General features: G+C 43.8%; 8 protein-coding genes. 3 read left to right on the top strand and 5 right to left on the bottom strand.

Annotation, left to right across the window (positions count from 1 at the left end; all coding sequences use genetic code 11):
• Positions 1–203: 203 nt before the first annotated feature.
• Positions 204–329, bottom strand: coding sequence for a hypothetical protein (locus tag F6J99_RS30005; RefSeq protein WP_293118375.1), 126 nt, complete (start codon positions 327–329; stop codon positions 204–206).
• Positions 330–867: 538 nt separating this feature from the next.
• Between F6J99_RS30005 and F6J99_RS30000 the strand changes: the two genes are divergently transcribed.
• Together F6J99_RS30000 and hrcA are read left to right on the top strand one after the other, a co-directional pair.
• On the top strand, positions 868–1,227 hold the full coding sequence (locus F6J99_RS30000; RefSeq protein ID WP_070394892.1) for a rhodanese-like domain-containing protein: 360 nt from the start codon (positions 868–870) through the stop codon (positions 1,225–1,227).
• A 429-nt stretch (positions 1,228–1,656) separates the two neighbouring features.
• A complete protein-coding gene (gene hrcA, locus F6J99_RS29995) occupies positions 1,657–2,748 on the top strand; it encodes a heat-inducible transcriptional repressor HrcA (RefSeq protein WP_293118372.1) in 1,092 nt (363 codons plus the stop codon).
• 184 nt (positions 2,749–2,932) lie between these two features.
• On the opposite strand, the gene F6J99_RS29990 is transcribed toward hrcA, so the two are convergent.
• The 3 genes from F6J99_RS29990 to F6J99_RS29980 are packed head-to-tail and all read right to left on the bottom strand — an operon-like array spanning position 2,933 to position 9,562.
• Positions 2,933–4,612, bottom strand: coding sequence for a hypothetical protein (locus F6J99_RS29990; protein WP_293118370.1), 1,680 nt, complete (start codon positions 4,610–4,612; stop codon positions 2,933–2,935).
• Between the two features lie 12 nt (positions 4,613–4,624).
• Complete coding sequence (locus F6J99_RS29985; protein WP_293118368.1) at positions 4,625–4,972, bottom strand: hypothetical protein; 348 nt, start codon at positions 4,970–4,972, stop codon at positions 4,625–4,627.
• Between the two features lie 33 nt (positions 4,973–5,005).
• On the bottom strand, positions 5,006–9,562 hold the full coding sequence (locus F6J99_RS29980; RefSeq protein WP_293118366.1) for a CHAT domain-containing protein: 4,557 nt from the start codon (positions 9,560–9,562) through the stop codon (positions 5,006–5,008).
• A 563-nt stretch (positions 9,563–10,125) separates the two neighbouring features.
• On the opposite strand from F6J99_RS29980, the gene F6J99_RS29975 reads away from it, so the two are divergent.
• Positions 10,126–10,584 carry a DUF29 domain-containing protein gene (locus F6J99_RS29975; protein WP_293118364.1) on the top strand — a complete coding sequence of 153 codons (459 nt, stop codon included), beginning with the start codon at positions 10,126–10,128 and terminating at the stop codon, positions 10,582–10,584.
• 580 nt (positions 10,585–11,164) lie between these two features.
• Here F6J99_RS29975 and carB read toward each other — a convergent pair.
• The gene (gene carB / locus F6J99_RS29970) at positions 11,165–14,422 is read right to left on the bottom strand and encodes a carbamoyl-phosphate synthase large subunit (protein ID WP_293118362.1); all 3,258 of its coding nucleotides are present in this window, start codon (positions 14,420–14,422) and stop codon (positions 11,165–11,167) included.
• Positions 14,423–14,618: the final 196 nt, after the last annotated feature.

Raw genomic sequence — 14,618 nt, 5'->3', positions numbered from 1 at the left:
TGTCACAGTTGTTCCTGTCAAACAACAGAGGTTTATAGGAAACTATAAGTAGGTAATGTAATTTCTAATAGTTTCCTATAAACCTCTGTTGTTTGACAGGAACACCTGTGACACTCTGCTATCTGCCACATTGATTATTAATTGATACCGGTGGCGTTAATTTATTCTTTAGCAATGATCTAAGTAGTCGGACAAAAGTAAAATTAACTGTTGAAATAGGGAGCAGGGAGCAGGGAGCAGGGAGCAGGGAGCAGAGGGGCTTTTGGCAACTTTACACAAGTTAATACAGCGATGCAGCGAGGTAGCGCGGTCTTGGGGGTTTCCCCCATTCGCGCTTTGCATCAAGAAGTGAGGTTGATTTTTGTCCAGTTACTTATCAGTTATCAGCTAGCTTCTGTAGATACTAAAGTAAGCGAGCAGCGATTAGCGCTACGCGAACAGCTATCAGTAAATTCCTGAATAATTAGAAGGATAAATGCCCAATTTTTTAATTATGTAAACTCTATAACTAGAGCGTTTATAGGACTCATGAGATATACATTATTTTTTCCCTATTCCCTATTCCCTATTCCCTGCTCCCTGCTCCCTGCTACCTAAAAACCATAATTGTACCTCAAAAATCGTATAATTTCTATATTAAATTATCGTCTTCGATGTTTATTTTATAAATGATAGCTGACGACTTAAAGCTGATGTTAATGCTTATGGTAACTACTTTAAATATTGCTACATATTAATCAGCCACCACACCCGATCACCCCATCACCTGCTCATTATCTTGAGGGCGAATCAATGAAATTGGGATGACTAGAGGTAGAATAAAGGTCAAAACTAAGAAAACAAGCGCGTTACAGCTATTTCCGTCCTATGGTCGCTCAATCGTTTGATCAACCTCTTGTTGAAATCAGTGTTGAACAACTGGCAAGGCAGATGGCAGATTCCCCGGAGCAGTTACAGCTTATTGATGTCCGAGAACGGCAAGAAGTTGCGATCGCTTCCATAGAAGGGTTTGAAATTCTGCCTTTGAGTGAATTTGCTCAGTGGTCTGGGGAAATCTCTACTCGCTTTGATCCCGCAGTTGAAACCATGGTGATGTGCCATCATGGTATGCGCTCGGCTCAGATGTGTCAGTGGTTAATCAGTCAGGGGTTCACCAATGTCAAAAATGTAGCTGGGGGTATTGACGCATACTCAATCATAGTTGATCATAGCATTCCTCGTTACTAATTGCAGGTCACTGCTAACTACTGCTATGAGTTGATTCTGCTATCTTGGAACAAATGTTCTTAGAGCAAATGTTCTTAGAGCAAATAGTCTTATAGCAAATTTATTAATAACCAACTTAATCCTTGGGTGAGCAGACGCTCTCTTAATGCAGTCGCTCATGGGGGTTTCCCCCAAGACCGCGCTGCATCGCTCGCATACCTATGGATAAATCCCAGATACTTCCAACCTGCACCAAAACCAACCCTGATTTTTGGTGATTGATTGGGATATCTAATTATCACCCCTACTATTTGGGACTAAAGACTGCTTAACTCAAGCCAGCTTTTAGGCAAAATTCCATTCTTAGTATGTTTGATAACCTTAAATGGTAACTCCTCCCTTTAATTTAGACTTTTTTCCTTTTAAAATGAAGTTCAGCTTTGGTTCAAAATGTCTCGCCAACAACTAAGTTTAACAAGTCGGCAACAACATATTCTCTGGGCGACTATTCGTCACTATATTGCCACGGCAGAACCGGTTGGTTCTAAAGCCTTGGTCCAAGAATATGACCTGAGTGTGAGTCCAGCCACGATTCGTTCTTGCATGAGTATGTTGGAAAAAGTTGGACTACTATATCAACCCCATACCTCTGCAGGTAGGGTTCCTTCTGATTCAGGTTATCGAACCTATGTTGACCAGCTGATTCAACCGTCAGAAACCTTGAGTCAGTATGTTGAAAATTTACTGGCAGAGAAGTTGAACTGGGAGGAAGCTAAGTTTGAGGTATTGCTAAGGGATGCTGCTCAAATTCTGGCAACGGTTAGTGGATATATTGCTTTAATTACTTTCCCTGACAATCGCACTACTCGCCTGCGCCATCTACAGTTGATGCACCTAGAGCTAGGGCAGGTGATGTTGATTATAGTGACCGATAGTTATGAAACTCAGTCGGTATTGATGAATTTGCCCCACTCAGAGGATGATAGGACCGTTGATGAGTCGATTGTGGAGCGGGAGTTAAAAATATTATCTAACTTTTTGAATAGTAAGCTGCGAGGGCGAACTCTCACGGAATTGGAGAAATTAGATTGGAGTGAATTAGACCGAGAATTTGTCCGCTATGCGGATTTTTTAAGCAATTTATTAACTGAGTTGACCCGTCGCACTGTAGTACCTAAGTCCAGCCCGATTATGATTCGTGGCATCTCAGAGGTGTTGCGTCAACCAGAATTTTCGGAAATCGACCAGACTCTAGACTTGCTGCATCTGTTGGAAGAGGAACAGGAGCAACTGTGGTCAGTAATCTTTAAGGTACCGGAAGAGTTGGAATTTAAGTCTCGTGTGAAAATTAGGATTGGTGCAGAGAATTCCTTGGAACCGATGCGTGGCTGTACTTTGGTATCTGCTAACTATCAGCAAGACCAAGTCCCAGTGGGAAGTGTGGGAATTATTGGACCAACTCGCATGATTTATGAAAATGCGATCGCATTAGTGGAAGCAGCGGCAGATTATCTAACGGAAGCCTTGAGTCAACCAGCGTAAAGCAACCTCTTCCCTAAGAGGATATCTGAAAAGTTTTTTGATACTGAATTCCGCCCCCCTAGCCCCCCAATTCTGGGGGGAAAAAGAATCTATTTGCTGGTCAAAGTCCCCCAAAATTGGGGGATTTAGGGGGCTTAGGTGTAGCCAATTAGACTTATCAGACAACCTCTAATCCCTTTGCAGATCATTTTGACCCCCGATGGATCATTCGATCCACAATAAACGCAGCGAACGCACCAACTGCAACACCAATCAAAACATGAAATAGCACAAACACGAAACTGTAACTCAAGCAAGGCTGGAGTCCAGCTTCAGGTTTAGGACAATCTAAGGATCCCTTCCGGTCTAGTTTGGTCAGGATCACTTCTAGAGGTTGTTTAGCGTCGCTTTGGGACGAAATACCACTGACTGCTAGACCAGTACCGACGAAGGTGATCCAAAGTTGTTGTCTTTTCTCCCGTTCTGCTTGTTCAATTTCCACAATACCTCTGATTGAGGAAATCGCTTTGTCTAACAGACCAGAGCTATGTCCAAAATAGCTTAAGTCTATTTGAATTTTATTTTGATAAGTAGGGCTGATTTTATGCTCAAATACTGAGAAAAAGCTTAAATCTTCGTCATTGGGTAATTTTGCTTTAATTTGTTGAAGCTTTTCCGAATAATTGTGACCATTAGTCTTGATGGTTAAGCTATAGCGTTCTAACTGTCCCAGCAAGTCTGAATAAGTCAAGTCTAGGGTTGGCAGTATTCTCAGCTTATGCTTGAAGTCCAGCAGTTCGGCGTGAGATAATACAGCAACTTTCGCCCCCCTAGCCCCCCAATTTTGGGGGGAATTATTCGCCCCCCTAGCCTTCAAATACTGGAGGAAATTATTCGCCCCCCTAGCCTTCAAATACTGGAGGGAAGTTGAGTTAAAGTCCCCCAGAATTGGGGGATTTAGGGGGCTTGCAGCTCTCGGTAGTGAGGTGAATTTATCTTGTAAGCTCTGATTATCTTTAATTTGAGCCGTTTCATTGATTATTTTTTTAATATCTTGATATTGTTGTTTAACATTACTATAAACCTCCCGGCTGATTTGATACGCTTTAATGACTTTCTGGCGATAAAAAAATAAATCAATAAAGTATTGATAAAACAAGCAAAAATTTTCCTCTGCTCGGGCACCATAGTTGCCATTAACCTCTTCTCCTAAAAATAGCCAAACAAAAATTTGGCCATAGTCTTGAGATTCATGGGGAATGCCATATTCAAAAATCGGACTATCAAATAATTGACCTTCTTGATAAAGCGGTGGATAGTTATCCTGATCCTTTTCTCCCAGAAAATTTTGGACACACTGATCAGCTATCTCTTTCCATAAATGGGAATCTTGCTGTTCCTTCTGGGGTAGCCAAGCAGTTAGTAACAGAATTTGTCCTAGGGAACTGTTAATGTTACTGGGAAGAAAGCACTGGTCTGGATTAAAATCCTTGAATACAGTCAGGTCTACGTCTTCGGTTTTCTGATTATTCTCACGTTCAGGAATCCGAATATTTAAACCCAGAGCATAACTATCATAGATCTGGAGTGGACAAGCTTGACCAGTAATGTTTATTCCTTTGCCATTCTTCAGAGATAATGTACCCTCCAACGGTAAGAGAATATTATTTTTGGTGGCTCCTTTGAGTAAAGCAATGCGGGAATCTTCGGCAACATCTCTCAGGTCTAGCTTCTGTTGAATTTGGAATTTAGTAAAAATATCATGGCACTTGTCCCAAAGCAGTTTGCTGTCATAGTCGGTGTCTGGTTGGGAATCACTACTAGATAGATTCCGAAGATGGAATGCAAAGAGATGAATATTAGGTGCGTAGATTTTATGAGTCATTGTTTGACATTTTTATTGCTGACTCTTGTCTTGATCCTGTTGATTAGTTTTAGCTTTAATAACTTTTTGGTTGGTTTGTCGCAGTTCAAATAGGTTTTCAAGAATACCTGCTTCGGAATTAGGCGGAAGCTTGGGTGACTTCTTTAATTCCTGAGTAGTTTGAGCAAATGGGAGTACAGCATCTCTGACTTGTTTATGTTTTTTTAACCAAGTTTTTATTAGCTCATTTAATTCGTCTTCTGTTGGAGTGTCTAAAGCTGCTAAAACTTGATCTAAGTCTTGCAAGTCTTCAATTTTAAACTTTTCATAGTCAGTTTTTAGTGCTTGTGTGAAACCTTGGATAATGGTTAAAATTTCCATGATTTTTGATGTTTGTTTATTTAACTAAATATATTAGTTTCCCATGGCGCAGTAAGCCGCCCAATAATAAGGAGAATCAAATGGGGTTTCTTCATTGTCAAATAAATCGAAGTATTTCTCCACTTCTTCCTTAAAGTTATTATCCAAATTCAACTGTTTAGTTAACTGTTCAGCCCAATCTAGCAATTCCTGTACAGTGGCATCCCGCAGCCAGAGTTGGGCTTGATTCAGGGCAACTGCTAAGGACATCGGGTTTAGCAGATTCTGATAAAATTTAATCATCAACAACGCTGTAGAAACCTCCTCTACCTTCCATAGGCTACTAACTACTGCTGGACTTCCGGCAACTAGGAAACCACTGGGTAAACCAATGTATTCATCAGTACGTTTGGATTGAACTAATCCTGTTTCGCAAGCAGAAAGGGTTACAAGGCGACATTGTTCTAATTTCTGTTTTAATTTCAAGGCAAAGATGGCATCTAAGGTGAGGCATTTGTCTAAGTCAATTACTTCACCGTCATCCAAAGGTAGATGTTGTTCTGGATTAAGTTCAGCTGGTGCAGGGCTGAGGTGGGCATTTGCCAAGATGAGAGCCGATTTACCTGGTTTGTCGTAATTAAAGTAACCGTGACAGCTAAAATGGACACAGTGGTAAGTGTTGAGAGCTTTGCTATCTATGGCAGCTTTGGTGGCAGCGTTTTCCACAAGAACCTCTGTATCTGTTGGATTGAAGTAGTGTGTAATTACTTCTACTGCGATATTGGTGTAACTTAAGTCACCCGTAGGGTTTTGGACGGCAAACAGATGGGTAAAGTTGGGGCGTTTTCTGGTTTGAGCAAGTTGGAGTAGTTGACAGCTAGGGGCGTAACTTACCCCTGCTGGAAAGCGATCCATCAGAATTTCAGATGTAGCTTCTCCCTGCTGACTGTTGATAGGTAACGCATGAAGGGGGAACAAATGTAAAAACTGATGGGGGATTAAAATTAAGCGATCGCACTTTTCCGGAATCTGCTCAATGATCTCATCAATGGACAGAATTTCTGCCAGTGAATGTAGGCGGTTACTCAGGTCGTTTTGCCAATCATAAGATTTTTTGTTGTCGTAGCTTCCTAGATATTCATTTATCCATTGTTCTAATTTTTTTAAGTCTTGTGGCTTAGACTGCAAAACGATAGCCTGCTCAGTTTGCTGGATAAAGATGAAAGTGAGCAGCTTATTTTCTGTAATGTAAAACTCTACAATGGCAGTGTAGTCATCTAATTTTTTCTGAAATTGCTCAAACTTAAAGCCAGAACCAATGGGTAAATATTGGTCTTGTAAATCATTGCGCTGCTGTCGCAATTCTTGGAGATGTTGTGCCAGGGCGGTTGGATTTTCAGCTTTGCCATGTTGGATTTGATATTGACCTGACGCTATTTTATCCCTGTATTGTTCTAGTTTAGTAACAACTTCTGGGGGAAAGATGGTTTTTATGTCACGGCTGAGAATATCATCAACTAAATTGCGAGTTTTGCTCCGTTCAACATATTCAATGGCTTCGGTGATATTATTTAATGATCGGCAACTTTCTACCATGCCTAGATAGCTTCCGTTGTACTTTTCAGCTAGTTTGGTCTTGTGCTCTTCTACTCCAGAACCAGAATTAATTTCATCTCGCAGGAATTCTACTGTTTTAATGGCAGCATCAAAAGCCTTGTAAGCTTCAGGGAAATTTTGAGCATCTTGGTAAGCAAGACCGAGATTGTTTTGAGTCTCTGCCCAATTTTCGGGAAAAGCTTGACGGGTGTAAACGGCTAAGGCCGATTGGTAGCAAGCGATGGCATCTTCTAGGTTTTGTGCTTTCGGACCTGTGATTCTGTTACCGTAAGCATTACCGAGATTGTGTTGAGTCGATGCCCATTCAACAGGAAATGCTTGAGGGGTGTAAACGGCTAAGGCCAATTGGTAGCAAGCGATGGCCTGTTCTAGGTTTTGTGCCTTCTGACCTATGATTCTTTGTAAGTAAGCATTACCGATATTGTATTGACTCCTTGCCCATTCATAGGGAAAAGCTTCACGGGTGTAAATGGCTAAGGCCGATTGGTAGCAAGCGATGGCATCGTCTAGGTTTTGTTCTTCCTCACCTGTGACTCTGTTCTTGTAAGCAATACCAAGATTGTTTTGAGTCTTTGCCCATTCATAGGGAAAAGCTTCACGGGTGTAAACGGCTAAGGCCGATTGGTAGCAAGCGATGGCCTGTTCTAGGTTTTGTGCTTTCGGACCTGTGATTCTTTCAGAGTAAGCATTACCGAGATTGTTTTGACTCCTTGCCCATTCAACAGGAAAAGCTTGACGGGTGTAAACGGCTAAGGCCAATTGGTAGCAAGCGATGGCCTGTTCTAGGTTTTGTGCTTTCGGACCTATGATTCTTGTACGGTAAGCAATACCGATATTGTTTTGAGTTGTTGCCCAATCATAGGGAAAAGCTTCACGGGTGTAAACTGATAAAGCCAATTGGTAGCAAGCGATGGCCTGTTCTAGGTTTTGTGCTTTCGGACCTATGATTCTGTTACCGTAAGCATTACCGAGATTGGCTTGAGTCTGTGCCCAATCATAGGGAAAAGCTTCACGGGTGTAAACGGCTAAGGCCAATTGGAAGCAAGCGATGGCCTGTTCTAGGTTTTGTGCTTTCTGACCTGTGATTCTTTCATAGTAAGCATTACCAAGATTGTTTTGAGTCGATGCCCAATCATAGGGAAAAGCTTCACGGGTGTAAACTGCTAAGGCTGATTGGCAGCAAGCGATGGCCTGTTCTAGGTTTTGTGCTTTCTGACCTGTGATTCTTTCATAGTAAGCACTACCGAGATTGTTTTGAGTAGTTGCCCATTCATAGGGAAATGCTTGACGGGTGTAAACGCCTAAGGCCAATTGGAAGCAAGCGATGGCCTGTTCTAGGTTTTGTGCTTTCGGACCTGTGATTCTTTTAAGGTAAGCACTACCAAGATTGTTTTGAATCGATGCCCATTGTTCGGGAAAAGCTTCACGGGTGCAAACTTCTAAAGCCAATTGGTAGCAAGCGATGGCCTGTTCTAGGTTTTGTGCTTTCGGACCTGTGATTCGCTCAGAGTAAGCATTACCGAGATGAGTTTGTGCACCTGCCCATTTTTCGGGGAATGCTTGACGGGTGTAAACGGCTAAGGCCAATTGGTAGCAAGCGATGGCATCTTCTAGGTTTTGTGCCTTCTGACCTGTGATTCTTCCCAAGTAAGCATTACCGAGATTGTTTTGAGTCGTTGCCCAATCAATAGGAAAAGCTTGACGGGTGCGTACTTCTAAAGCCGATTGGAAGCAAGCGATGGCCTGTTCTAGGTTTTGTGCTTTTTGACCTGTGATTCTGTCACGGTAAGCATTACCGAGATTGTTTTGAGTCGTTGCCCAATCAATAGGAAAAGCTTGACGGGTGCGTACTTCTAAAGCCAATTGGTAGCAAGCGATGGCCTGTTCTAGGTTTTGTGCTTTCTGACCTGTGATTCTGTTACCGTAAGCAATACCGAGATTGTTTTGAGTCGTTGCCCATTCAACAGGAAAAGCTTGACGGGTGTAAACGTCTAAGGCTAATTGGAAGCAAGCGATGGCCTGTTCTAGGTTTTGTGCCTTCTGACCTGTGATTTTCTCAGAGTAAGCACTACCGAGATTGGTTTGAGTCGATGCCCATTGAATAGGAAAAGCTTCACGGGTGAGAACTTCTAAAGCCAATTGGTAGCAAGCGATGGCCTGTTCTAGGTTTTGTGCTTTCTGACCTGTGATTCTCTCAGAGTAAGCATTACCGAGATTGGTTTGAGTCGATGCCCATTGAACAGGAAAAGCTTCACGGGTGAGAACTTCTAAAGCCAATTGGTAGCAAGCGATGGCCTGTTCTAGGTTTTGTGCTTTCTGACCTGTGATTCTTTTTAGGTAAGCATTACCGAGATTGTATTGAGTCATTGCCCATTTTTCGGGAAATGCTTCACGGGTGTAAACTGCTAAGGCCGATTGGTAGCAAGCGATGGCATCTTCTAGGTTTTGTGCTTTCTGACCTGTGATTCTGTTAAAGTAAGCACTACCAAGATTGTTTTGAGTCAATGCCCAATCATAGGGAAATGCTTCACGGTTGTAAACTGCTAAGGCCAATTGGTAGCAAGCGATTGCCTGTTCTAGGTTTTGTGCCTTCTCACCTGTGATTCTGTATAAGTAAACATTACCGAGATTGTTTTGAGTCAATGCCCAATCATAGGGAAATGCTTCACGGGTGAAAACAGTTAGTGCAACTTCATAGCCAGTGAGTGCAATTGAACTATTGCTGGCTTTGTCACCCCAGGGGAATTGTGCTATTAGATTGCTGAAGTTAAAAATATCTCCTGCTATGTCTTCCGCTTCATATGCTTCTGCTTCCCCCAGCACAATTGTTGCCCAATACCGCAATAATTCTGCTAATATATGATCTAGTTTGTCTGTATTTGCTGCCAGTAATGGGTAAACTACCTGGGCGTCACCATTACTGTTTGCAGTTGCGTTTAATACCTGTAAGAGAAATTCAAGTTGGGCATCAGATCTATTGTCAGCCATTGCCATCAACTGCTCTTCAATATTTATTGAAATATTGTAGCGTTTCTTAAGAAGTCAGAAGTTAGAAGTTAGAAGTTAGAAGTTAGAAGTCAGAAGTCAGAAGTCAGAAGTCAGAAGTGGGTAGTGCTGTAATAACATCTAACAGACGAGTACTCGTTTCTCGCAAACCAGTACTCGTTTCTCGCAAACCAGTACTATTTTCTCGTTAACAAGTACTGGTGTATAACAAACCAGTACCCGTTTCTCACATACTAGTACTGGTTTTCCTTAACCAGTACTGGTGTATAACAAACGGGTACCCGTTTCTCATTAAAATGTACTTATTTATCACTTAACAGTACTCATTTATCATTAACTAGTACTTGTTGACAATAGTATAGTACTAGCGTATTAAAAAACGGTACTATTTTGTTCTTAACGAGTACTATTTTCTCACATGGTAAGAGGGAATAGGGAATAGGGAATAGGGAAGAGGCAAGAGGCAATAGGCAATAGGCAATAGGCAAGAGAGAATAAACTATATAGGTATTTTGGATAATGTAAAAAATTCTAATAACTTTTTCAAGTTTATGGATAAACCTTCCCTATACCACCAAGACTTTTATGCTTGGACTCAGCAGCAAGCCCAAGCACTGAAGCACAAGCAATTTTATGAGCTTGATTGGCAGCATCTGGAGGAAGAAATTCAAGCTTTGGGAAGACAGGAATATCGGGAATTAGTAAGTCACCTTTGCGTTCTGCTTGGTCATCTGCTGAAGTGGCAGTATCAGCCAGAGAATCGTAGCCGCAGTTGGTTTTTGAGTATTAGAGAACAACGTCGGGCAATTAAACGACATTTACGGCAAAACCCCAGCTTAAAGTCTCGCCGGTCGGAAGCAATGATCGATGGCTATGAAGCAGGTATTGATTTGGCTTTGCGGGAAACTAATTTACCAATACGAACGTTCCCAGAAGCTTGTCTTTATTCCTTTGATGAGGTTATTGAGGAGAGTTTTTTGTGTGATACTAGCCAAGATTGGGAAAATTAGTGGGACTTACCAAGTTAAACCAAAAATCAAGGGTTTCAGGTATAGGGAACAGGGAACAGGGAACAGGGAACAGGGAACAGGGAACAGAAGCTTTCAAGGAAACGGTAGAAAATTTTTCGTAGGGTGCGTTAGGGGGGGGTTCTCATTTTCCGCCTCGTAGCCAGGGTTGGCAGCGATGCAGCGCGGTCTTGGGGGTTTCCCCCATGAGCGACTGCATCAAGACACAGCCCGCCCCGTAACGCACCACGGGGTTAAACAGCAAAAGCGATGCAGCGCGGTCTTGGGAAGGCAGCGCGGTCTTGGGGGTTCCCACGGGGCTTACAAGGTGCGGAAGCAAGTTCCGCACACAGACCCAAAACCATGAGCGACTGCCGTGGTTTCCCCCACTCGCGCTTTGCATCAAGACAATGAGATGCACCCAAGAGGGAACAGGTAACAGAAGGTTTCAAGGGAACGGTATTGGTAAAGATGTAGTCCAAACCCTGGCGGTGCGTTACGGGACGGGCTATCCTAACACTGGCTACTGAGAAAATTAGGCCGAGCCCGTCCCTAACACACCCTACGGCTGTGAGAGCAAAACCTAATTCGTAATATAGTCCTGTAGAGCTTTAACTCCCAGTGGTTGCGACTGTAGTGAACGAATGGCTGCTGCTGTTGCTTTAGCACTAGCAATTGTAGTCACAATCGGAATCTTATAGCCTAATGCTGTTCGGCGAATTAACCGCCCATCGGCATAGGCATCTTCTCCAGAAGGGGTATTAATAATTAGCTGAATCTTTTGATTCTTAATCCAATCCAAGACATGGGGACGTCCTTCATGGAGTTTTAACACCAACTCTACATCCAGTCCATGCTCTTGCAGCACCTTGCGAGTCCCATCGGTTGCTACTAGCTCGAAACCCAACTCGATTAAGTCTTTCGCCACTGGTACTACATTGTGCTTATCTCGGTGATTGGTGGAAACGAACACTGTGCCAGACAGGGGTAAACGCTGACCAGCTGCTAATTCTGCTTTGGCAAATGCCTTGCCAAAATCTGTGTCAATCCCCATTACTTCCCCAGTAGAACGCATTTCTGGTCCGAGGAGGGTGTCTGTACCAGGAAATTTCTCAAAGGGCAATACCGCTTCTTTGACTGCAATGTGCTTAGGGCTAGCTTCTTCAGTTAACCCAAGGGATTCCAAGGTCTCACCGGACATAATCCGAGATGCTAACCCGGCCAGGGGTACCCCTGTTGCCTTGGAGACATAGGGAACTGTTCGGGATGCTCTGGGATTGGCTTCGAGAATGTAAACGGTTTCCCCCTGCACCGCAAATTGAATATTCATCAACCCCACCACCTTCAGGGCTTTAGCCAGCTGGTAGGTCCAAGTGCGCATAGTTTCCAAAGCAAGGGGTGTTAGAGAGGTGTGGGGTAAAGAACAAGCAGAGTCTCCGGAGTGAATCCCCGCCTGTTCGATGTGTTCCATGATGCCACCAATCACTACCCGACCAGTATGATCTGCGATCGCATCCACATCCACCTCTACTGCATTCTCCAAAAACTTATCAATCAGAATCGGATGCTCTGGTTCCACCTGCACCGCAAACTTCATGTAGCGTTTCAAATCCTCATCGGAATAGACAATTTCCATAGCCCGTCCCCCCAACACATAAGACGGACGCACCACCACTGGATAACTAATCCGCTTCGCTACCTCTAGTGCTTCCCCATAACTGCGAGCAATTCCATTGGGTGGCTGCTTAATATCTAACTTCCGCAAAATCTTCTCAAACCGCTCCCGATCCTCAGCTACGTCGATTGAGTCGGGAGAGGTTCCCCAAATTTGGGTTACCAGTTGTTGGTTGCCAACCTTCAACCTGCTAACCTTCAAGGCTTCTTGCAACGGCACTGCTAACTTAAGCGGTGTCTGTCCCCCAAATTGAACAATAATCCCTTCCGGATTTTCCGCCTCAATAATATTGAGTACATCCTCTTTGGTCAGGGGCTCAAAATATAAGCGATCGCTTGTATCATAATCTGTCGAAACTGTCTCTGGGTTGGAGTTGACCATGATTGTCTCAAATCCCTGCTTACTCAGAGCATAAGATGCATGACAACAGCAATAGTCAAACTCAATTCCCTGACCAATCCGGTTTGGTCCCCCACCTAAAATCATCACCTTCCGCTGATCCGAAGGTATCACTTCCGACTCTTCCTCATAAGTGGAGTAATAATAAGGTGTAAATGCCTCAAACTCTGCGGCACAGGTATCTACTAGCTTATATGCTGGTACTACTCCTAGATGCTTACGGTATTCGCGCACCTCATCTTCCGAGGTCTTGGTAGCAAAAGCAATTTGGTGATCGCTAAATCCCTGACGTTTGACTGCCCATAACTGCTCTTTGTTCAAAGTTTCCAATGGGGTACGTTTGAGGAATTTTGACGTTTCCAGCAACTCCGCCAATTTATCCAAAAACCAGGGGTCAATTCCTGTGAGTTCCTGTACTTCTTCTAGAGTCATCCCTAGCATCAAACCATGACCCACCGTGAAGATACGTTCTGGATTCGGGGTTCGTAAACCATAGCGCACTTGTTCGAGAGATGGCAGCTTCTCTTTGCGATCGCATCCCCACCCGAACCGTCCAGTTTCCAGGGAGCGCAACGCTTTCTGAAACGATTCGAGAAAGGTCCGTCCAATCGCCATGGCTTCTCCCACTGACTTCATCTGAGTCGTAAGGATTGGTTTACTACCAGGAAACTTCTCAAAGGCAAACCGGGGTACCTTAGTTACCACATAGTCAATAGTTGGTTCAAAGGAAGCAGGAGTTTGTTTAGTAATATCGTTGGGAATTTCATCGAGGGTATATCCCACGGCTAATTTAGCAGCAAACTTAGCAATCGGGAACCCTGTTGCTTTCGAGGCTAGGGCAGAACTGCGAGAAACCCGAGGATTCATCTCAATTACAATGACCTGGCCATTGATGGGATTCACAGCAAACTGAATATTTGACCCTCCGGTTTCAACCCCAATCTCCCGAATAATTTTAATCGAGTAATCCCGCAACCGTTGGTATTCCTTATCCGTCAGGGTTTGAGCAGGAGCAACAGTAATCGAGTCTCCAGTATGAATCCCCATCGGGTCAACATTTTCAATGGAGCAGATAATCACTACATTATCTGCCAAATCTCGCATGACCTCTAACTCATACTCCTTCCAGCCCAACAAAGATTGTTCCACCAGGATTTGAGACACTGGCGAAGCATCCAAACCCCCCTGAGCCATTGCTTCGTATTCTTCTTTGTTATAGGCAATGCCACCACCACTACCCCCGAGGGTAAAAGCCGGGCGAATAATCAGCGGGTAAGAGCCGATTTCTTGTGCGATCGCTTTAGCCTCTTTGAGATTATTCGCAATTCCCGAAGGACAGACCCCTACCCCAATCCTTTCCATTGCTTCCTTGAACAACTGGCGGTCTTCAGCCTTTTCTATCGCCTCTAGCTTTGCCCCAATTAGCTCCACTCCATGCTTTTCCAAAACCCCATTCTTAGCTAGGTCAACCGCAATATTCAGAGCCGTCTGACCCCCCATGGTTGGCAGTAAAGCACATGGTTGTTCTTTTTCGATCACCTTCTCGACGATTTCTGGAGTTAGGGGCTCGATGTAGGTACGGTCAGCCGTTTCCGGGTCAGTCATGATACTAGCTGGATTAGAGTTTACCAGTACCACTTCATAGCCTTCTTCCCGGAGTGCTTTACAAGCCTGAGTCCCGGAATAGTCAAATTCACAGGCTTGTCCAATCACAATCGGACCAGAACCAAGGAGCAAGATTTTGTGAATATCATCGCGGCGGGGCATAGTGGTTGCTCTGTGGTGACATAAACGTTATTAGATCCTGACTATTATATGCTTGCTTGCCAAATTATTCCCTATATACGTACGTGGCGGGCGAGGCCGACGGATCGGTTGGTGGCGGAGTCCTCAAGATCTCTGCCGGCGCAGAAGGCCGGGAGATCGAACGCAACGCGTGGGTGAAGCCGCCGGGCGGCCCCAG

The sequence above is a fragment of the Moorena sp. SIO4G3 genome, from assembly GCF_010692305.1.
Lineage (GTDB): Bacteria > Cyanobacteriota > Cyanobacteriia > Cyanobacteriales > Coleofasciculaceae > Moorena > Moorena producens_A.
This window is presented reverse-complemented; position numbering and strand designations above follow the sequence as displayed.

What these genes read in the sequence shown, in the direction of transcription:
- F6J99_RS30005 (WP_293118375.1), bottom strand. Translation starts at nt 329, where the DNA reads ATGGGGGAAACCCCCAAGACCGCGCTACCTCGCTGCATCGCTGTATTA.
- F6J99_RS30000 (WP_070394892.1), top strand. Translation starts at nt 868, where the DNA reads ATGGTCGCTCAATCGTTTGATCAACCTCTTGTTGAAATCAGTGTTGAA.
- hrcA (WP_293118372.1), top strand. Translation starts at nt 1,657, where the DNA reads ATGTCTCGCCAACAACTAAGTTTAACAAGTCGGCAACAACATATTCTC.
- F6J99_RS29990 (WP_293118370.1), bottom strand. Translation starts at nt 4,612, where the DNA reads ATGACTCATAAAATCTACGCACCTAATATTCATCTCTTTGCATTCCAT.
- F6J99_RS29985 (WP_293118368.1), bottom strand. Translation starts at nt 4,972, where the DNA reads ATGGAAATTTTAACCATTATCCAAGGTTTCACACAAGCACTAAAAACT.
- F6J99_RS29980 (WP_293118366.1), bottom strand. Translation starts at nt 9,562, where the DNA reads ATGGCAATGGCTGACAATAGATCTGATGCCCAACTTGAATTTCTCTTA.
- F6J99_RS29975 (WP_293118364.1), top strand. Translation starts at nt 10,126, where the DNA reads ATGGATAAACCTTCCCTATACCACCAAGACTTTTATGCTTGGACTCAG.
- carB (WP_293118362.1), bottom strand. Translation starts at nt 14,422, where the DNA reads ATGCCCCGCCGCGATGATATTCACAAAATCTTGCTCCTTGGTTCTGGT.